This is a genomic window from Xanthomonas theicola, from assembly GCF_014236795.1.
GTDB lineage: Bacteria > Pseudomonadota > Gammaproteobacteria > Xanthomonadales > Xanthomonadaceae > Xanthomonas_A > Xanthomonas_A theicola.
Genome location: NZ_CP049017.1, coordinates 4,631,696 through 4,650,939 on the forward strand (window position 1 = coordinate 4,631,696; position 19,244 = coordinate 4,650,939).

14 protein-coding genes are annotated in these 19,244 nt (G+C 67.6%); 6 read left to right on the forward strand and 8 right to left on the reverse strand.

Annotated features, from left to right (window positions below):
* Positions 1–268 precede the first annotated feature (268 nt).
* The 7 genes from G4Q83_RS21600 to rpsU all read right to left on the reverse strand — a co-directional run bounded on the left by G4Q83_RS21600 (position 269) and on the right by rpsU (position 10,501).
* Positions 269–664, reverse strand: a complete 396-nt coding sequence (locus G4Q83_RS21600; protein ID WP_128421950.1) for a hypothetical protein — start codon at positions 662–664, stop codon at positions 269–271.
* Positions 654–3,761, reverse strand: a complete 3,108-nt coding sequence (locus tag G4Q83_RS21605; RefSeq protein ID WP_185817297.1) for an RHS repeat domain-containing protein — start codon at positions 3,759–3,761, stop codon at positions 654–656. Before G4Q83_RS21605 ends, G4Q83_RS21600 begins: the two co-directional genes overlap by 11 nt.
* Entirely contained in the window at positions 3,758–6,499 is a 2,742-nt protein-coding gene (locus G4Q83_RS21610) for an RHS repeat domain-containing protein (protein WP_246432201.1), read from the reverse strand. Before G4Q83_RS21610 ends, G4Q83_RS21605 begins: the two co-directional genes overlap by 4 nt.
* A 297-nt stretch (positions 6,500–6,796) precedes the next feature.
* A complete protein-coding gene (dnaG, locus tag G4Q83_RS21615) occupies positions 6,797–8,533 on the reverse strand; it encodes a DNA primase (RefSeq protein ID WP_128420901.1) in 1,737 nt (578 codons plus the stop codon).
* A 76-nt stretch (positions 8,534–8,609) separates the two neighbouring features.
* Positions 8,610–9,524, reverse strand: a complete 915-nt coding sequence (locus tag G4Q83_RS21620) for a YihY/virulence factor BrkB family protein (RefSeq protein ID WP_128420902.1) — start codon at positions 9,522–9,524, stop codon at positions 8,610–8,612.
* A 128-nt stretch (positions 9,525–9,652) separates the two neighbouring features.
* Entirely contained in the window at positions 9,653–10,099 is a 447-nt protein-coding gene (locus tag G4Q83_RS21625) for a GatB/YqeY domain-containing protein (RefSeq protein WP_128420903.1), read from the reverse strand.
* 186 nt (positions 10,100–10,285) lie between these two features.
* The gene (gene rpsU / locus G4Q83_RS21630) at positions 10,286–10,501 is read right to left on the reverse strand and encodes a 30S ribosomal protein S21 (RefSeq protein ID WP_003465342.1); all 216 of its coding nucleotides are present in this window, start codon (positions 10,499–10,501) and stop codon (positions 10,286–10,288) included.
* 121 nt (positions 10,502–10,622) lie between these two features.
* On the opposite strand from rpsU, the gene tsaD reads away from it, so the two are divergent.
* The 6 genes from tsaD (at position 10,623) to G4Q83_RS21660 (ending at position 18,516) form a co-directional block, all read left to right on the forward strand.
* On the forward strand, positions 10,623–11,762 hold the full coding sequence (gene tsaD, locus G4Q83_RS21635; protein ID WP_128420904.1) for a tRNA (adenosine(37)-N6)-threonylcarbamoyltransferase complex transferase subunit TsaD: 1,140 nt from the start codon (positions 10,623–10,625) through the stop codon (positions 11,760–11,762).
* Entirely contained in the window at positions 11,755–12,114 is a 360-nt protein-coding gene (folB, locus tag G4Q83_RS21640) for a dihydroneopterin aldolase (protein WP_128420905.1), read from the forward strand. Before tsaD ends, folB begins: the two co-directional genes overlap by 8 nt.
* 117 nt (positions 12,115–12,231) lie before the next feature.
* The gene (locus tag G4Q83_RS21645; RefSeq protein ID WP_128420906.1) at positions 12,232–13,680 is read left to right on the forward strand and encodes a circularly permuted type 2 ATP-grasp protein; all 1,449 of its coding nucleotides are present in this window, start codon (positions 12,232–12,234) and stop codon (positions 13,678–13,680) included.
* Positions 13,680–14,621 carry an alpha-E domain-containing protein gene (locus tag G4Q83_RS21650; RefSeq protein ID WP_128420907.1) on the forward strand — a complete coding sequence of 314 codons (942 nt, stop codon included), beginning with the start codon at positions 13,680–13,682 and terminating at the stop codon, positions 14,619–14,621. Before G4Q83_RS21645 ends, G4Q83_RS21650 begins: the two co-directional genes overlap by 1 nt.
* Before the next feature lie 337 nt (positions 14,622–14,958).
* Complete coding sequence (locus tag G4Q83_RS21655; protein ID WP_128420908.1) at positions 14,959–17,136, forward strand: glycoside hydrolase family 3 N-terminal domain-containing protein; 2,178 nt, start codon at positions 14,959–14,961, stop codon at positions 17,134–17,136.
* Between the two features lie 234 nt (positions 17,137–17,370).
* Positions 17,371–18,516, forward strand: coding sequence for a PQQ-dependent sugar dehydrogenase (locus tag G4Q83_RS21660; RefSeq protein ID WP_128420909.1), 1,146 nt, complete (start codon positions 17,371–17,373; stop codon positions 18,514–18,516).
* Positions 18,517–18,850: 334 nt separating this feature from the next.
* On the opposite strand, the gene G4Q83_RS21665 is transcribed toward G4Q83_RS21660, so the two are convergent.
* A complete protein-coding gene (locus tag G4Q83_RS21665; RefSeq protein ID WP_128420910.1) occupies positions 18,851–19,156 on the reverse strand; it encodes a hypothetical protein in 306 nt (101 codons plus the stop codon).
* Positions 19,157–19,244: the final 88 nt, after the last annotated feature.

Sequence of the window (19,244 nt, forward strand, 5' to 3'; positions counted from 1 at the left end):
ACCTTCCAGTAGAGCAAGTAATATCTACCGATTCGTTCGCCTGTCTTTCAATTTCATTATTATTAAATCCATGCTGCCTGGTCCACAACCCCCAAGGAGAATCAACCCGTAGAGCCTTGTAGAAAGCTGCTTCCGCGCGATAGGCCCTCCTTTCCCCTTGCAAATATTCATGCTTACTTCTGGTCATGGCACCAAAGCCATTTTTAGCTCGCATTCTCTGATCATATCCATGAGAGCCTTCGTGAAGCACCCCAGCTGAAAGTGAACCCTAACCGGGGGAGTCACGGCTTGTCTCCCTTCTGCGAACGGCCCAAAAGATCGCTACAAAAAGCAGTAGCGCCAACACAAAGACAACAACAAAGGCTGCGATTGGGAGATTCTGTAAGTTAAAGCCATGGAAAAAGTGCAAATACTGTCCGCGGCTTTCATCCCAATTGGTCCAGTAAGGATATGGAGGCACTGCAATGACCAGAGCTGCAACAACCGCGATGGCCCATCTCAACCTAGGTAGCCACCTAGCTACCATGATGAAGATAAGTGTCGCCGCGATAGCAACCTCCAGATTCAAGGTCCCACCCAGCGCGAAAGCCATCACCAAGCCGGGAACAAACAGAAGGAAACTTGCCGCGACAGCAACGAGGGATCGGAGTGCTTTACTTTGCATCGTCGATGTTCTTTTGGTTGTGACTAATCCAGACATTGTTGATGTACTCACTCAATCCTGGGATGACCTGTGGAACCGCCCAGCCTTCACCGATAGAAACGGCGGTGCTATCCACAGATCCGCGTAATACATAGCCAAAGTGCAGCCCATGTCCGGGCTGGGTGACATTGATGGTCCAAGTGTGGCCATTGCGATCAATCGCGGTATAGCTCTTAACTGGGCTACCTGGATCGTGGCCCCATACAGCGCCAGACCTTGCCAACAGGCCACGTGCACCGCCAGGCGTCGCATTGTTGGGCGTTCCTGTCGGAGTGGCCGGCCTATCCTGACCCGGCGTAGGATCATTCGCTATCGCCTTCTGTACAGAACGATCAGATTTGTTATGGCGAGTACCGACACCGTAGCGATGATAGGCAGGACTCGCACGATCTTGACTTCCGGAAACACCCTGCGGGGTTGGAAATGAAATCTTCGTAGGAATCCTGCTACCTGTAACTGGAATCGTGCAAGCAGTTGTCCCGTCCTTTGACTTGCAATCGCGACCATCCGGATCTTTGAATTTATAAGGGTTATTCGCAGCATAATTGTAGCGGTTGAAGTTCCATCCGAGGACTGTATTCACCGCTACCGGATCGGCGCTGAGGAAGCAACCACACGCGGGATCGTAATACCGCTGCTGCATGTACACCAGCCCGGTGCCGGCGTCCATCGCATGGCCGGTGTAGCCGATGCCGTCGATGGTCTTGCCGATCGCCGCGCCGTAGGGCGCGTAGTGGGTGCGGTCGACGACCTGGCCGGCCGCGTTCGTCGTGGCCACCGGGCTGCCGAGCGCATCGGTGTGCTGGTAGGTCACGTTGCCGTTGCTGCGCGTGGCCAGCAGGCTGCCGGCCAGGTACAGGTACTCGGCATGGCCGCGGCCGCGGCGCTCTTCGTACAGCAGCTGCCCGGCCCGGGTGTAGAACGCGTTCAACTGCGCGCCGGCGGCATCCAGTGCGTTCACCCGCAAGCCGTGGCCGTCGTAGCGGTAGGACGCCTTGCCCGGCACCGCGCGCAACCGATTGCCGTAGTCGAACGTGTAGCCCTGCGCGTTCTTCTTCAGCAGGTTGCCCTGCACGTCGTAGGCCAGCCCGGCGATCGTCGCGCCGTTGCCGTCCACCACGCTGGTCAGGCGGTTGCTGGCGTCGTACCAATACCGGTGCTGGCGCACCCCTCCCAGCCGCGAGGAGGTGATGTTGTCCAGCGCGTCGTAGCTGTAGCGATGGGTCTGGTCGCCGCCGAAGCGGGGCGAGGTGGCCGAGCTCAGCCGGTCCAGGCCGTCATAGTGCATGCCCCGGGTATCGCCCTCGCCCTGCTGCTGATCGTAGATCGCGGTGACGTTGCCGACCTCGTCGTAGCGGTACTCGTAGGCGCTGACGTTGGCGTCGCGCACGCGCAGCGGCATCTGCCGCGCGTTCGACTCCAGGGTGTGCACCACGCCGTTGCCATAGGTGAACTGCCGCAGTGCGCCATGGGGTGCGTACTGCAAGCCGCTGGCATACAGGCCGCCGGCGGTGTCGCGGACCGAGGTCGGTTGGCCCAGCGCATTGGGCGCGTAGGTCACGCTGAGGCCGGTCGGATAGGTCTGGCTGGCCAGGTGGCCGTTGGCATCGTAGCCATAGCCGATGCTCCAGGTGTACCAGCCGGGCTGTTCGATCGACTCGCCCGTCAACAGGCGCCGCTTGTTGTAGACGTAGCGATTGATGACCCGGGCCGCGCCGCCGTCGTTCAACGTGACGATCTGCAGGGGAACACCGTCCGCCGCATACTGCCAGTCCTGGTCGCCGTTGCGATCGGGGAACCGGAGTTGCTTCAGGCGGCCCAAGGCGTCGTAGCGGCGGTCCACGCGACGGCCACTGGTGTAGGCGGCATCGCGGTCGCAGGCCGCAGGGTCCGGCAGGTTCAATCCGGCCGCCGACCACAGGACGTTGCCCACCTCGTCGTAGCCGAGCACGGTTGCGCCGGTTTCCGGCTCGATGGTCTTGCACAGCCGTTGCTGGGCGTCGTAGACGTAGCGGCGCGTCTGGGACAGCGGCGGCGGCATCCGCGGCAGCAGGAACTTGCCCGAATTGGCCAGCAGAGCGTGCGATGCGCCAAGCGGCGACAGCCCGTGGATGAAGATCGCCTGTTCCGGGTAGGCGGTGCGCAGCGCATCGCTGATCGGGATGGAGAAGCGATACGCGGTCCCGCTCGCCTCGCAGTGCGAGGCAACGGCGGGTTCGCTGGCCAGGTCGGCCCTGGCCGCGGTGGCGAACGTGCCCGTTCCCGCAGCGCCGCCCACGTACAGGTGGACGTCGATGGAAGCCGCCCAGCCGCTGGAGCATGCCCAGCCGCCGATGACATAGCGCCCGTCCGCGTGGCCGGACAAGCCGTCGATGTTGCCGCGGATGACCGATTGTGCGATGGAGAGCGATACCGTCTGGGAACTCCCGGTGTTGCCGTTGTTGTCGGTGGCCACCGCCCGAATGGTGTGGGTTCCCGGCCCGACATTGCGCCATGTGACCGTGTAGGGCGCGGAGGCCGCGGCGCCCACCGGGCGGCCGTCGGCGGAGTACTCCACCCGCGTCACGGTGCCATCGGGATCGCTGGCGTCGGCGGTCAAGGTCACGGTGGCCGGGCCGATGAAGGGCGCGCCCACGGGTGCATGCAGCTGCACCGTCGGCCGCAGATTGCCCGGCGCCACCACATGGATGGTCTGGACCGGGGTGGCCTGGGTCGTGCGCTTGTCCAGCCGCACGGCGGTCGCCCGAAACTGGTAATCGCCCGGGGCGAGGTTGGACACGGTTGTGGCGATCTGCCCGGCGCCGGAACTGCGGGCAATCACCTGGCCATTTTGATAAAGCGCGACCTCGCCGACCGGGACGATGTCCAGTGCCTCGGCGAGAACCGTGAAGGTCGCCGGCGCGGTGAAACTGGTGTTGTCGGCCGGCGATTGCATGCTGATGTAGGTCTGGGCCCACGCCGGCGCGGTGGCGCATGCGAGTAGAACGGCGCCCACCCGCAGGCACCCTCTGCGCAGCACGCGCGCCTTGTGCGTTCCTCGTGCGGGGGCGATGCTCATCCTGCGGGCCCTCCTCGATGGATCGTTTCGGGTTTGCCGAACGCGTCCCTGAGGAGGCTGGTGGAGACCCCCTCCGGCTGATCGATGCGCACCGGCCAGTCGTAGGTCGGTGTGTCGTAGGCCTGGAACCAGTGCCTCTGCTTGCGGCCCTTCGGATCGGTGATTTCGCGCTTGAAGCCGTTCAAGTAGGCGGTTCGGGTGACCAGCAGGCCCCATTCGGAATCCTGCGATACCGACGTGGGGCGGTCCAGCGCGTCATGCTCGGTCCAGGTTCCGGCGGCGGCGGCGCTGTCGCTGGACGGGTAGGACATGAACACCGTCCTGCCTTCGGCGTCGTAGCCGAACCGCTCGAAGCGCTGGGTCCCCGCCTGATCGGATGCGTCGTATTCGAGCACCAGCAACGGCCGCCACATGGCATCCAGATAAGCGACTTTGCGATGGTTGCCGGTGCTGGTGGTCTGTCGCCAATGCCCGGCACCGATGCCGTATTCCTGCGCCGGAACCTGCTCCAGCGCCTGCGTGGTCGCGTTCCATGAGACGGTGTCGCCTTCGGCATGGGTTCGCAGGGTCATCCGCCCCATCGTGTCGTAGTCGAACGTGCTGGTGGTTCCATTGACGTCGGTGGAAGAGCGGATCCAGCCGTTATCGTCGACGGTGGCGGTCTCGGCCGTGCCGGCCAGTTGATCGGCCGTCGCCGGATGCTGGATGCGCTGGGGCACGCCGCGCTTCCAGCCGGACAAGGCGGTGGTTGCGCCCTTGGCATCGGTGAACGCGGCCAGGGTGCCGTCGGGATTCCACTGCAGCTTGTGCTTCAAAGCGCCGAAAACCGATTCCTCCGACGGCAAGGCGGTGGGGCCGTACGAAGCGCTGTACATGGGCACCGATCTTGGCGCTGTCTGCGCCACCGATGCGGTCTTGCCCAACACCCACGTATTGGTTTGATCGAAATAAGCCGTGTCCTCGGTTTTGGAGTAGCCCAGCGAACTGGCGCGTTCCACGCGGAGGGGTCTGGCCAATCCATCCAGGCAATAGCGGCCGGAACCGCAGCCAGTGGCGACCTGCCACACGAAAGACGTTCCATCCTGGGTCATGGTTTTCCTGATCATGGGACGGACATGCGCGGCGGATGGTTCATCGCCGCCCGGCAGGATGCCGTACTTGGCCGGAAAGGCATGTCCGGCCACTTCTTCCTCCTGCAGGAAGTCGTTGCGCTCTTCCCGTACCACGCTGGTACCGTCGGCAGCCACGGTCCTGACGGCCAGCAGCCTGCCCTCGTTGAGCCCCCAGAGCACGCCGAATTCATAGGTTTGGTAGTGCCCGCCAGGCTGCAACACCGAGACGGTCTTGGACCGAGGGCAGGTGTCGGCGGGGCATAGTCCAGCCATAGGCTGACTGGTGCCCCACAACGGATAGGGCTTCTGCTCGTAGCCATACTTCCAGGTCATCGCTGGCGGCAGCCCCGGTCCGCTGATCGTCTTGGTTCCGAGGCTGAAGACTTCGTGGAAATTGGCGAGCAGCAACTGGTGATTGATGGTTTCCCCTGGGCCCGCCGGGCGGGGCTGGCAGTTGCTCAAGCGAACGCCGCTTCGATAATGGCGCAGATGGTCGAACGAAAATGTCCCCACCGCGGAGGACGGATGCGTCACCGTGATCGAGTACTGCCCGCTGGCGACCTCCGGGCCGCCGCAACTGGGGGGGATCGCGGCATCCCACGCCTCGTAAACGATGACCCGGCTGCCGCCATATTGATATTGCCAGCGCGACTGGTCCGGCCGCACCACAGTGGCGAGTTGTCCGTTGCCATCGTAGTGGTAGCTCCACACCCTGCCGTTGGCCGAGGCGCGGACCAATCGTTCGCCGTCATAGTCCAAGGAAATCGACCGGCCGTCGCTCGAGGCGATCGATACCGGATGGCCGTTGCCGTTGTAGCGGTAGGTCACATGGTTGCCTAACCGATCCTCGATCCGGCTGGCCAGCAGGTAGACGGTCGTCCGCGGCACACGGACCTGGTTCTTCTCAATCACGCTGCCACCGCGTTCGACCGCGACGTCGAAGGTGTATTTCGTCCCGGCCGCGGTCGTCATGACAAAACCTTCGCCGGGGTAGCCATTTGCCGTCGAACCTTTGCATTCGAACGCGTCCATTGCCGACGTGGTCCACAGATGCGCCCGCCCATTGGTGGGGGCCAGGGGCGAACCGTCGAGCAGGAGCATCTCTTGGTCGCCACGGCCGGGCACATGCACCGAATTGCCGTGCCAGACCTCGCGCCTGTTGACGCCGGACCTGACCGTGGGGTAGAACACGGCCGAACAGCGTGCCTTCGGCCGGTTCAGCACGTCCGTATTCCACTTGTAGGCGGCATCGAAGGTGCCGCTGATGGATGGAACGTCGATCTCCCAGTTTCCCAAGCCGGCGTATTCCTTGGAGAAGTCGCCCAGCGGCCTGGGTTTGACGGCAAGTCTGCGTGCCAGTTCCACAGGCAATGCATCGTTGCCTTTCAGTTGGATATCGACGTTGCGGAACGAGGTCTGGCCATCGAACAGGCTGACGCTGTCCCCCATCAGGTCATCGTCCAGAGGGGCGGTCTGCTCCGTCGCTCTGACCAGTTTCGCGTATTCCACATAGGGCTCGATCGCGCTTTGAGCCGATGCCGCAGCGACGACTGCGAACTGCGCCATCCCGGCCAGGATCGGGAGGCGAAGGGCGCACACGGATTTGCAGCAAAATTCCTTTTTCATGGCGACCCCAGTTTCGGTTTCGATCTCGGGACCCCGCCGCGCCTGGGCCCAGTGCCGCACTCTCTACCATGGGTTCAAGGGAAATTCAACAAGGCCTCGCACGCCTTGCGGCGCTGCGCCGGCACTCCATGTCGTTTGCGTCTTCTGCCTTTTCATTGCAACAAATAGGCGATCCTGTCCACGGGGCGCGGCACGGCGCTTCTTTCGGTTGATCTGGATGGATGGCGTGAGCCTGGTAGGCCATCCGAAGCGATCGGCGAGATTGCGCGGCTGTTGCGGCGGCCTGAGATCGATCGCTCAGCACAATGCCGCGCGCGTCTTCAGCAGTTCGCGCAGTTCGTACTTGTCGGTCTCGTCCAGGCCCTGCGCGCGCTGCTTGGCCTGCAGTTCCTCCAGCCGCTGCTGCAGGGTCTGCCGCTCCAGCTGCACCACCACGTCGTGCAGTTCCTGGCGCCAACTGGCGGCCTCGCCGGGAATCTCCTGCACCGCCAGCTGCTGCAGCGCGGCTAGTTCCTCGCGCTCGTGGAAGTGCTCGAGCAGCGCGCCGGTGCTGATGTCCGGGCGCGCGTGCACGATCTCCAGCAGTTCGATCATCAGCGCGATGCCCGGCAGGCGCAGGTCGGCGAACGGGTAGGGCGGGGCCAGGTCCAGCGCCAGCGCGGGTGTGTGCAGCAGGCGCATGATCGCCTCGCGCACCAGGCTGCGCTTGTGCGTCGGCCGCAGCGCGCGCGGCGGCGGTTTGGCCGGCTGCGCGGCGGCGGACGCGGCGCCGCCGATGCCGGTGATCTCGGTCAGGCGCTGGCGCATCAGGTCGCCGAAGGCGCCGTCGGGGATCTGCGCCAGCATCGGCCGCGCGCGTTCGGCCAGCCGCGCCTTGCCGTCGAGCGTGCCCAGGTTGACCTCGCGCGAGAGTTCGTCGAAGAAGAACTGCGACAGCGGCGTGGCCTGCTGCAGGCGCGCGCCGAAGCCGTCGGCGCCTTCCTTGCGCACGATGCTGTCCGGATCCTCGCCGTCGGGCAGGAACAGGAAGAACGCCTGGCGCCCGTCCTTCATCCGCGGCAGCACCGACTCCAGCGCCTTCCAGCCGGCGCGGCGGCCGGCGCCGTCGCCGTCGAAGCAGAAGAACACGTCCGGCGCGTTGCGGAACAGCAGCTCGGCATGCTCGGAGGTGGTCGCGGTGCCCAGCGTCGCCACCGCCTGGGTGACGCCGAACTGAAACAGCGACACCACGTCCATGTAGCCCTCGACCACGATCAGTCGCTCGATCTTCTGGTTGGCCTGGCGCACCTGCCACAGGCCGTACAGTTCGCGGCCCTTGTGGAACAGTGCGGTCTCCGGCGAGTTGAGGTACTTGGGGCCGTCGTCCTTGTCCATGACCCGGCCGCCGAAGGCGATGACCCGGCCGCGGCGGTCGAAGATCGGGAACATGACCCGGTCGCGGAACTTGTCGTAGACATGGCCGCGGTCGTTCTTGGAGAACAGCCCGGCGCGCTCGAGCAGCGTGTGGCGGCGCTCGTCGGTGCCCAGCGCGTCCTTCAGCGCGCTGTAGCCGTCCGGCGCATAGCCAATCTGGAAGCGCACGCGGTTGTCCGCGTCCACGCCGCGGCCGTCGAGATAGCCGCGCGCCTTGTCGCTGGATTCGAGCTGGCGCTGGAAAAACTTGGTCGCTGCGTCCAGCGCCGCGTACAGGTCGCGGTGGTCGTCGCCGGCGGCCTGCGCGGCGCCGCGCTGCTGCGCGTCGCGCGGCACTTCCATGCCGGCGCGCTTGGCCAGTTCGTCGACCGCGTCGAGGAACTCCAGGCGGTCGTAGTTCATCAGGAAGCTGATCGCGGTGCCATGCGCGCCGCAGCCGAAGCAGTGGTAGAACTGCTTGGTCGGGGACACCGTGAACGACGCCGAGCGCTCGTCGTGGAACGGGCAGCGCGCCGCATACTCCTTGCCCTGGCGCTTCAGCGGCACGCGCGCGCCGACCACCTCGACGATGTCGGTGCGGGCGAGCAGGTCGTCGATGAATGCGTCGGGGATGCGGGCCATGGGCGATAGGATGCCATGCGCCCGCGCCGCAGCCACGGGTCGCGTTGCGAAACCTGCTGTTGCGCTGTCGAGCGCGCTAGGGCTGCGGCGGAACCGCGGCGATCGCGCTGGCGTCGATCCCGGCCGCGGCCAGCTTGCGCCGCGAGCGCAGGCGTTCGTCGATCACCGCGGTGATCAGCGCGCCGACGAAGAACACCACCGTGGCGTAGTAGATCCACACCAGCAGGATCACCAGCGCGCCCATCGAGCCGTAGGCGCTGCCCGGCGCGGCGGTGGCGATGTACAGGCCGATCGCATAGCGCCCGGCCACGAACAGGCAGGCGGTGATGGCGCCGCCGATCACCGCCTGGCGCCACTCCACGCGCCGGTCCGGCAGGTAGTGGTAGAGCACGGCGAAGGCCAGGATGTAGATCGCCAGCGTCGACGTATAGCCCACCGCCGGCAGCAGCGACGGCAGGCGCGCGAAGGCGACCTGCAGCACCGTGGTGAGGATCATCGAGATCAGCAGCAAAAAGCCCAGCGCGAACACCACGCCGAAGGAGAACACGCGCTTCTTCAGCCACGCCACGATGCCTTCCAGGCGCTGCTTGTCGGTGCGGAAGATCAGGTTCAGCGCGTTCTGCAACTGCGCGAACACCGCGGTGGCGCCGACGAACAGCAGCAGCGTGCTCCACAGCCCGGCCAGCGAGCCGATGCTGGGCTGGTTCTTGGCGTTGTCGATGATGGTCTGCGCCACTTCGCGCGCGCCATGCCCGGCCAATTGCCCGATCTGCTCGATGAAGGCCTGCTGCGCCTGCGGATACAGCGAGGCGGTCAGCCACAGCAGCAGCACCAGCAGCGGCGCCAGCGACAGCAGCGCGTAGAACGACAGCGATGCGGCCTGGCTCATCACGTCGATTTCGACGAAGCGCCGCAGCAACGCCGCCGCCAGGCTCTGCTGCAGGCGGTCGAGGTGTTTGTGCAGATGGGCGGGGGAGAGCGACAGGGACATGGGGTCGGGCACGGCCTTCACAGGGCGCGGCAGGACAACTGCCGGTCCCGCGGTGCGCAGACGTGGCGCGGGCTCTGCGGTGTTGTAGCAGCCGGCCGCCAAAAGGCGGGTGAAACCCGCCGTCGCGGTCAGCCGGCTAGCTGCTGCTTGACCAGCGCCGAAACCTGGCCCATGTCGGCCTTGCCGGCCAGTGCCGGCTTCAGCGCGCTCATCAGCTTGCCCATGTCGGCCGGGCCACTGGCGCCGGTCTGCGCGATCGCGGCCTGGATCGCGGCGACGATCTCGCCCTCGCCGAGCTTGGCCGGCAGATAGTGTTCGATCACCACGATCTCCTCGCGCTCGATCGCCGCCAGGTCCTCGCGGCCGGCCGCCTCGTACTGGCTCACCGAGTCCTTGCGCTGCTTGACCATCTTGTCCATCGCCGCCAGCACCGCGGCGTCGTCCATCTCCACGCGCTCGTCCACTTCCTTCTGCTTGATCGCGGCGTTGATCAGCCGGATCACGCCCAGGCTGTGCTTGTCGCCGGACTTCATCGCGGCCTTCATGTCGTCGGTGAGCTGCTGCTTGAGGGGCATGGGGGGCTCCAGGGGGAAAGGAAGGAACGGGGGGCATTCTGGCTAGGCGCTGCGCCGCATCGGCCCCGGCGCGGCAGCGGTGGAACGGGACACACAAAAGCCGGCCACGCTTGCGCGTGCCGGCTTCGTGGGCTTACCGCAGCGGATGCCGAAATCGGCACATCCTGCTACCGCAAACCGTGATCCTCAGTACAGACGCTGGCGCTTGGTGACGTCGCGAGACGTGCGGCGCAGCTGCCGCTTCACCGCGGCGGCGGCCTTGCGCTTGCGTTCCTGGGTCGGCTTTTCGTAGAACTCGCGCTTGCGGGTTTCGGCCAGCACGCCGGCCTTTTCGCAGGTGCGCTTGAAGCGACGGAGCGCAAACTCGAAGGGCTCGTTCTCGCGGACTTTGACGCTGGGCATGGAATCTCCGGGACACAAGGGTGACCGGGTCACGCCCGGCGAGCCGCACATTATAGCGACGGATTTCCTGGCTGCAAGCAGGGCGTTTGCCTGCCGCCGATTCGGCCCCACAATGGCAGCCATGAGAGTCCTCGGCATCGAATCCAGCTGCGACGAAACCGGCGTCGCCGTCTACGACACCGCCCTGTCCGGCGCGGCCGCGCTGCGCGCGCACGGGCTGTACAGCCAGATCGCGCTGCACGCCGAATACGGCGGGGTGGTGCCGGAACTGGCCAGCCGCGACCACGTGCGCAAGCTGTTGCCGCTGATCCGCCAGACCCTGGCCGAGGCCGGGCTGGGCGTGCGCGACCTGGACGGGGTGGCCTATACCGCCGGCCCGGGCCTGGTCGGCGCGCTGCTGGTCGGCGCCGGCGTCGCCCGCGCGCTGGCCTGGGCGCTGGAGGTGCCGGCGATCGGCGTCCACCACATGGAAGGCCACCTGCTGGCGCCGCTGATGGAGGATCCGGATCCGGTGCACGGCGTGCCGGCGCCGCCGTTCGTGGCGCTGCTGGTGTCCGGCGGGCATACCCAGCTGATCGCGGTGGAGGCGATCGGCCAGTACCGGCTGCTCGGCGAGACCCTGGACGACGCCGCCGGCGAGGCCTTCGACAAGACCGCCAAGATGATGCGCCTGCCGTACCCCGGCGGCCCGCAGCTGGCCGCGCTGGCCGCGCAGGGCACGCCGGGGCGGTTCCGTTTCGCGCGGCCGATGACCGACCGTCCCGGGCTGGACTTCAGTTTCTCCGGGCTCAAGACCCAGGTGCTGCTGGCCTGGCGCGGCAGCGACCAGAGCGAGGGCACGCGCGCCGACATCGCCCGCGGCTTCGAGGACGCGGTGGTGGAGACGCTGGCGATCAAGTGCGAGCGCGCGCTGCAGGCGGCCGGCAGCGGCACCCTGGTGGTCGCCGGCGGCGTCGGCGCCAACCTGCGCCTGCGCGCCAGGCTGCAGGCGATGGCGCAGGCGCGCGGCGGCCGCGCCTGCTTCCCGCGCCCGGCGCTGTGCACCGACAACGGCGCGATGATCGCCTTCGCCGGCGCGCTGCGCCTGCAGGCCGGCCAGCGCAGCGGCGCGGCGGTGCGGGTGACGCCGCGGTGGGACATGGCTTTGCTGCCGCCGTTGGCGGCGCGGGACTCGGGACCCGGGACCCGGGACCCGGTACAGCCTTCGACTCCCGCGTTTCCGAGTCCCGAGTCCCCTGTCCCGAGTCCCGAACATGGATAAAGTTTTCATCGAAGGTCTCGAAATCGACGCGCTGATCGGCATCTACGATTGGGAGCGGCGCATCCGGCAGACGCTGCGCCTCGATTTGGAGATGGGCTTCGACAACCGCGTGCCGGCGGCCAGTGACGACATCGCCGATACGCTCAACTACAAGGCGGTTAGCAAGCGCCTGGTGGAACTGGTCGAGCAATCCGAGTTCGGCCTGGTGGAGACGCTGGCCGAGCGCTGCGCGGCCGCGGTGCTGGCCGAGTTTCACGTGCGCTGGCTGCGCTTGAAGTTGAGCAAGCCGGGCGCGGTGCGTGGCGCGCAGGCGGTGGGCGTGATCATCGAACGCAGCCGCGACGCCCGCTGAGCGCGGCCCGCCGCGGCATCGCCGCCGCCGCTTGACGCTCATTCCGGTTACGGGCATGTTGCTGTGCAACGCAACACTTGGCCGCTCGCGCTCGGTGGCGTACACCGACGGGGCACGATGGACTGGAGCAAGTACCGCACGGCCACCTACGACGAGCTGATCCAGGCCGATGGCCAGCCGCGTCCCGCCGCCCGCCGGGTCATCGAATACCTGTCCAGCCTGTCCGGCCGCGAATTGTCCGAGCGCCAGCTCGCCGCCGATGTCGCCGCACGGGTCATGGGCATCACCTTCACCGTCTATTCCGACGGCCGCAACGTCGACCGCACGCTGCCGTTCGACCTGATCCCGCGGGTGATCCCGCTGCGCGAATGGCAGCGCACCGAGGCCGGGCTGAAGCAGCGCATGCGCGCGCTCAACCTGTTCATCGGCGATGTCTACGGCGCACAGCGCATCGTCAAGGACAAGGTGTTCCCGGCGATGCTGCTGGAGCATTCGGTGAACTTCCGTCCGCAGTGCGTCGGCGTCACCCCGGCCCTGGGCGTGTGGGCGCATATCTGCGGCTCGGACCTGGTGCGCGACGCCGACGGCACGCTGTACGCACTGGAGGACAACCTGCGCATTCCCAGCGGCGTGTCGTACATGCTGGAAAACCGCATGGTCGCCAAGCGGGTGTTTCCCGAGCTGTTCGAGACCAGCGCGATCCTGCCGGTGGACGAGTATCCGGCGCAGCTGTACGACACGCTGGCCGCACTGTCGCCGCGCCCGGGCGCCCAGCCGGTGATCGCGTTGCTGACCCCGGGCATCTTCAACAGCGCCTATTTCGAGCACGCCTACCTGGCGCAGGCGATGGGCATCGAGCTGGTCGAGGGCGACGACCTGTTCGTGGCCGACGACGACTGCACCTACATGCGCACCATCTACGGGCCGCGCCGGGTCGACGTGATCTATCGCCGGGTCGACGACCTGTTCATCGACCCGGAAGTGTTCCACCCCGATTCGGTGCTCGGCGTGCCCGGGCTGATCCGCAGCTGGCGCGCCGGCAAGGTGGCGCTGGCCAATGCGCCCGGCGCCGGCGTGGCCGACGACAAGGTGGTGTTCGCCTACGTGCCGAAGATGATCCGCTACTACCTGGACGAGGAGCCGATCCTGCCCAACGTGCCCAGCTACCTGTGCCACGACGACAAGGACCGCCAGTACGTGCTCGAGCACCTCGACCAGCTGGTGGTGAAGCCGGCCAACGAATCCGGCGGCTACGGCATGCTGATCGGGCCGCGCTCGACCGAGCGCCAGCGCGAAGAGTTCCGCGGCCTGATCCAGGCCGATCCGCGCAACTACATGGCGCAGCCGACGCTGGGCCTGTCCACCGCGCCGATCGTGACCGAGACCGGGCCGTCGCCGCGGCACCTGGACCTGCGCCCGTTCATCCTGTCGCGCGAGGACGTCTACGTCACCACCGGCGGGCTGACCCGGGTGGCGATGGAGGAAGGTTCGCTGGTGGTCAATTCCTCGCAGGGCGGCGGCGCCAAGGACACCTGGGTTGTGGACCTGGACGAGGAGTTCGACTGATGCTGTCCCGCGTCGCCGACAACCTCTACTGGTTCAGCCGCTACGTGCGCCGCGCCGAGACCACCGCGCGGCTGGTCGGCGTGGGCAGCCTGCTGCAGTTGGACCTGCCGCGCTCGGTGCGCTTCGCCTGGCGGCCGATGATCGACACGGTCGGCGCCGGCGAGATCTTCAACATCTGGTTCCCGCATGCCGGCGACGATGTCGGCGACACCGACGTGGTGCGCTTCCTGCTGCTCGACGAACGCAATCCGTCCTCGCTGCGCAGCTCGGCGCGGCAGGCGCGCGAACTGCTGCGCGGCATCCGCGACACGCTGCCGCAGGAAGTGTGGGAGGCGGTCAACGACCTGCACCTGTACATCGACGCCAATGGCGAGCGCAGCGTCGGCCGCCGCTACCGGATGGAATTCCTGGGCCACGTCACCGACGCCTGCCTGAAGGTGTCCGGCCTGCTGACCGCCAACGTCAGCCGCGACATCGGCTTCCAGTTCCTGCGCCTGGGCACGGCGATCGAGCAGGCCGACATGACCACGCGCATCATCGATGCCGGCGCCTCGGGCCTGATCACCCCGCGCAAGGCCGACGACCTGGAGGCGTACCAGAACATGCAGTGGATGAGCGTGCTGCGCGCGCTGGCCGCCTATCAGATGTACCGGCGCCACGTGCGCCAGCGCGTCACCGGCGAGCACGCGCTGCGCTTCTTGCTGCAGCACCACGATTTCCCGCGCAGCGTGCATTTCTGCCTGAGCCGCGCCCAGCACATCCTGCCGACGATGCCGCCGCGGCCGAGCGTGGAGCGCGCGCTGATGCGGATCAACGGACTGGTGCGCAATGCCGACCCGGCGCATCTGGCGCGGCACAATCCGGCCGGGTTCATGGACGAGATCCAGACCCACCTCGGCTACCTGCATACTGCGATCGCCGAGGCCTACTTCAGTTCGTAGCGCGACCCGGACGCCGTGGCCGTCGCCACGGCGTCCGGGTCGCGGTGGAGCAACGCACCGGGCCGTCGCCAGAAGGGTGAGGCGCAATGGCCTGCGCCCCGGCCGGGCGTCTTGCCGCGGCCGCCGGTTGGCGCGGCGCTATCCTCATGACGGGCTGCGGTTCACGCTGCCGCCATTGGCCGGGCGGCACGGTGCGGCGGCAGGGGAAGCGCCGGCGGCGGCGCGCGGGCGCTGGTAGACAGTTTCCTGATGAGGCCAGGCCGGTCCCGGCATTTGCCCCTTCTGCTGGCCGGAGAGCTAGAATCGACGGCCATGTAAACGTTTTCTCAAGGACCCCATGGCTTCGGATCGCATCGAATCGCTCATCGCCCGCATGACCGTCGAAGAGAAGGTCGGCCAGCTCGGCGTCTTCGCCGACATGGTGCGCCCGTTCGCGCCGGACGTGAATCCGGAGGCGAACGTCAGCAATGCCGACGAGGTGCTGCAGCAGGTGCGCGCCGGCCTGGTCGGTTCGCTGTTCAACGGCGTGGGCGCCGAGCTGGGGCGGCGCATCCAGCAGGTGGCGCTGCAGGAGAGCCGGCTGGGCATTCCGGTGATCCTGGCCGCGGACGTGATCCACGGCATGCGCACCGTGTTCCCGATCCCACTGGGCGAGGCCGCCAGCTTCGAGCCGGACCTGGCCGAGCGCACAGCGCGCGCCACCGCGATCGAGGCCACCGCCGCCGGCATCCACTGGACCTATGCGCCGGCGGTGGACATCGCCCGCGACCAGCGCTGGGGCCGCGGCGCCGAGGGCGCCGGCGAGGACGTGGTGCTGGGCTGCGCGTTCGCCGCCGCGCGCGTGCGCGGCTTCCACGGCCCGGACCTGCGCGCGCACGACGCGCTGCTGGCCACGCCCAAGCACTTCGCCGCGTACGGCGCGGTCGCCGCGGGCATGGAATACAACAGCGTGGACCTCGCCCCGCAGACCCTGCGCGACGTGCACCTGCCACCTTTCCAGGCCGCATTCGGCGCCGGCGCGCTGAGCGTGATGACCTCGTTCAACGACATCAACGGCGTGCCGGCCAGCGCCAACCATGAACTGCTGACCGAGATCCTGCGCGGCGAATGGAAGTTTCCCGGCGTGGTCGTTTCCGACTACACCGCCGACATGGAACTGATTGCGCACGGCTATGCGGCCGACGCGCGCGATGCGACCAGGAAGGCGTTCCTGGCCGGCATGGACATGAGCATGCAGAGCGGCTTCTACGCCGCGCACCTGCCCTCGCTGGTGGCCGACGGCGAAGTGCCGGTGACCGCGCTGGACGAAGCGGTGCGGCGGGTGCTGGCGCTGAAGGACGCCATCGGCCTGTTCGACGATCCGTACCGCTCGCTGGACCCGCAACGCGAGGCCGACCAGGCGCACATCGCCGCGCACGATGCGCTGTCGCGCGAGGCGGCGCGGCGCTCGATCGTGCTGCTGAAGAACGATGGCGCGGTGCTGCCGCTGCGCAAGCGCGGGCAGAAGATCGCGCTGATCGGGCCGTTCGCGCAGGACCGCGAGAACATCGAGGGCTGCTGGACGCTGTTCGGCGACACCACCCGCTACGTGACCCTGGAGGCCGGGGTGCGCGCGGCGCTGGACGCGGCCGGCGCGCTGACCGTGGCGCCGGGTTGCGCGCTGGAAGCGCCGCTGGACGGCGGCATCGAGGCCGCGGTGGCCGCCGCGCGCGGCGCCGACGTGGCCGTGCTGGCGCTGGGCGAACCGCAGCGCTACAGCGGCGAGGCGCAGTCGCGCACGCAGATCGTGCTGCCGCCGGCACAGCAGGCGCTGGCCGAGGCGGTCGCCGCCAGCGGCACGCCGCTGGTGGTGCTGCTGCGCAACGGCCGCGCGCTGGCGCTGCAGGGCGCGGTGCGCGACGCGGCGGCGATCGCGGTGACCTGGTACCTGGGCACGCAGACCGGCCCGGCGGTAGCCGACGTGTTGTTCGGCGACTACAATCCGTCGGCGCGGCTGCCGGTCAGCTTCCCGCTCGACCCGGGCCAGCAGCCGTACTTCTACAACCACCCGCGCACCGGCCGGCCGGAACTGCCGACGATGAGCGAGTTCAAGGCGCGCTGGCGCGAGATCCCGAATGCGCCGCTGTATCCGTTCGGCCATGGCCTGAGCTACACCCGCTTCGCCTACGGCGCGCCGCGGCTGGACCGCACCCGGCTGGGCTGGGACGACACGCTGACGGTGACCGCCCGCATCGACAACGTCGGCGATCGCGCCGGCGAGGAGGTGGTGCAGCTGTACCTGCACGACCGCGTCGCCAGCCGGGTGCGCCCGGTGCGCGAACTGAAGGGCTTCCGCAAGGTGTGGCTGGCGCCAGGACAGGGCATGGACGTGGTGTTCACCCTGAACCGCCGCACGCTGGCCTTCAGCAGCCGCGACGGTCGCTTCGAGGCCGAGCCGGGAATGTTCGACCTGTGGGTGTGCGCCTCCTCGGCCAGCGGCGAGCCGGTCGGCTTCGAGCTGCTGGCGCAGGCCTAGCGCGCCATCCGTGCCGGGCAGGCCGCGCCCCGGGCCGGTGGTCTGGGTGCGCGCCGTGCCCGGCGCCCGTCTGCCCGAGCGCGCGCGGCGCAACCTGCATGGGATGGATGTCACGCGTTGTCTCCGCTTGCAATGGCGGCGCGTGACTGCGGCCACGGCTTGGCCGTTGTATGCTTGCCGTCCACACCCAGTTTGCTAGGTTCGGCCTTCGACCCCATCCGATAGGTGCACGTCATGAAACGTTCTCCCCTGGGTTTGGCTTGCGCGTTGGCAATGGGCCTGGCGCTGTCCGCGGCGCAGGCGGCGCCGGCGACCAAGACCGCGGAACGGCGCGGCGACTGGCCGTTCTCGGCGACCCCGTTCGCCACTTTCAACGAACCCTGGGCGATGAGTTTCCTGCCCGACGGCAGCGCCCTGATCAGCGAGAAGGGCGGCACGTTGAAGCGCTTCGACCCAGCCAGCGGCCGTACCGGCGCGGTGGGCGGCGTGCCCGCGGTCGCCTACGGCGGCCAGGGCGGCCTGGGCGACGTGCTGCCGCATCCGGGGTTCGCGCAGAACGGTTGGGTGTACCTGAGCTATGCCGAGGCCGGCAGCGGCGATACCCGCGGCGGCGCGGTGGCGCGCGCCAAGCTGACCCTGGACGGCAACGGCGGCGGCGCCTTGTCGCAGATGAAGGTGATCTGGCGTCAGCAGCCCAAGGTCTCCGGCAATGGCCACTATGGCCACCGCCTGGCATTCGGGCCCGACGGCAAGCTGTGGATCAGTTCCAGCGAGCGGCAGAAGTTCGATCCGGCGCAGGACATGAGCGGCAACCTGGGCAAGATCGTGCGCCTCAACGCCGATGGCAGCGTGCCGGCCGACAACCCGTTCGCGCGCCGCGGCGGCGTCGCCGCGCAGGTGTGGTCGCTCGGCCACCGCAATGTACTCGGCCTGGCCTTCGACGCCAACGGCCTGCTGTGGGAGCACGAGATGGGTCCGGCCGGCGGCGACGAGCTGAACCTGATCCAGCGCGGCGCCAATTATGGCTACCCGATCGTCTCCAATGGCGATCACTACGACGGGCGGCCGATCCCCGACCACGACACGCGTCCGGAATTCGCCGCGCCCAAGGTCAGCTGGACGCCGGTGATCTCGCCGGCCGGCTTCGTGATCTACAGCGGCGGCAAATTTCCGCAGTGGCGCGGCAACGGCTTCATCGGTGGCTTGTCGTCGCAGTCGCTGGTGCGGATCGAGTTCAATGGCGAGAACGCGCGCGAAGCGGCGCGCTATGACATGGGCAAGCGTATCCGCGAAGTGGAGCAGGGGCCGGACGGCGCGCTGTGGCTGCTGGAAGACGGCAATGGCGGGCGCCTGCTGAAGCTGCAGCCGCTGGAGGGCTGAGCCTGCGCGATCGGATCGAAGGCGCGCCGGCGGCTCGGCGCGCCGACGGCTCGTACGAAGCTGGTCGCGGCTGGAGCGCGGCTCCTACACGAGATTGGACCGATCAGCCCAAGTTCCCCTGCGCCAAGCACCTTGTAGGAGAGACTTCAGTCCCGACCAGAGGTGTCCGCAATGGTCGGGAGCGAAATCTCCGGCAACCAACACCAGCTTGAATCCAGCGCGAGCCTGAACCCAGCGCGATGTCCGGCCATTCGAATGGCATCCTTGGTAATCCGAAGGCGCGCGCCGGCGCATGCGCTAGGGCGGCAGCTGCGGTCCCCGGCGATGCAGGACCTCAGTCCTGACCCGCCCGCTCCCACGCCCGCCGCGCCGCGTGGCGCGCCTTGCTCCAGCTCAGCGTCTGCGAGCCCTTGGTGCTGTCCCAGTCGCGGTGCAGTTCGGCTTCGACCTGTTCGTAGGCGCGGTTGACGTTGCGCACGCGCGCCTCGTGCCCGGCGTGATACGCCGGTTCGTAGTCCTCGAAGCGCTCGCCTTCGCTGTAGTAGGGTTCTTCGATAAAGCGCTCGCGCCAATACTGCGAGACGAGGCGGCGGTCGTCGTCGTTGGGTTCGCGGCCGGGAATCTGGTATGGAACGCTCATGCGCGTTTCCCGTGTGGATGTAGTTGCGACCTTAGCGGCGGCGCCGTTAATGCCGTTCCAGCATTGCGTGATCGGTGCATGAAGCGGC

Bases quoted from the DNA above. Each gene is read 5' to 3' on its own strand.
- tsaD (WP_128420904.1), top strand. From the start codon at position 10,623: ATGAGAGTCCTCGGCATCGAATCCAGCTGCGACGAAACCGGCGTCGCC.
- G4Q83_RS21665 (WP_128420910.1), bottom strand. From the start codon at position 19,156: ATGAGCGTTCCATACCAGATTCCCGGCCGCGAACCCAACGACGACGAC.
- G4Q83_RS21600 (WP_128421950.1), bottom strand. From the start codon at position 664: ATGCAAAGTAAAGCACTCCGATCCCTCGTTGCTGTCGCGGCAAGTTTC.
- G4Q83_RS21655 (WP_128420908.1), top strand. From the start codon at position 14,959: ATGGCTTCGGATCGCATCGAATCGCTCATCGCCCGCATGACCGTCGAA.
- dnaG (WP_128420901.1), bottom strand. From the start codon at position 8,533: ATGGCCCGCATCCCCGACGCATTCATCGACGACCTGCTCGCCCGCACC.
- G4Q83_RS21645 (WP_128420906.1), top strand. From the start codon at position 12,232: ATGGACTGGAGCAAGTACCGCACGGCCACCTACGACGAGCTGATCCAG.
- G4Q83_RS21610 (WP_246432201.1), bottom strand. From the start codon at position 6,499: ATGAAAAAGGAATTTTGCTGCAAATCCGTGTGCGCCCTTCGCCTCCCG.
- G4Q83_RS21625 (WP_128420903.1), bottom strand. From the start codon at position 10,099: ATGCCCCTCAAGCAGCAGCTCACCGACGACATGAAGGCCGCGATGAAG.
- rpsU (WP_003465342.1), bottom strand. From the start codon at position 10,501: ATGCCCAGCGTCAAAGTCCGCGAGAACGAGCCCTTCGAGTTTGCGCTC.
- G4Q83_RS21660 (WP_128420909.1), top strand. From the start codon at position 17,371: ATGAAACGTTCTCCCCTGGGTTTGGCTTGCGCGTTGGCAATGGGCCTG.
- G4Q83_RS21605 (WP_185817297.1), bottom strand. From the start codon at position 3,761: ATGAGCATCGCCCCCGCACGAGGAACGCACAAGGCGCGCGTGCTGCGC.
- folB (WP_128420905.1), top strand. From the start codon at position 11,755: ATGGATAAAGTTTTCATCGAAGGTCTCGAAATCGACGCGCTGATCGGC.
- G4Q83_RS21650 (WP_128420907.1), top strand. From the start codon at position 13,680: ATGCTGTCCCGCGTCGCCGACAACCTCTACTGGTTCAGCCGCTACGTG.
- G4Q83_RS21620 (WP_128420902.1), bottom strand. From the start codon at position 9,524: ATGTCCCTGTCGCTCTCCCCCGCCCATCTGCACAAACACCTCGACCGC.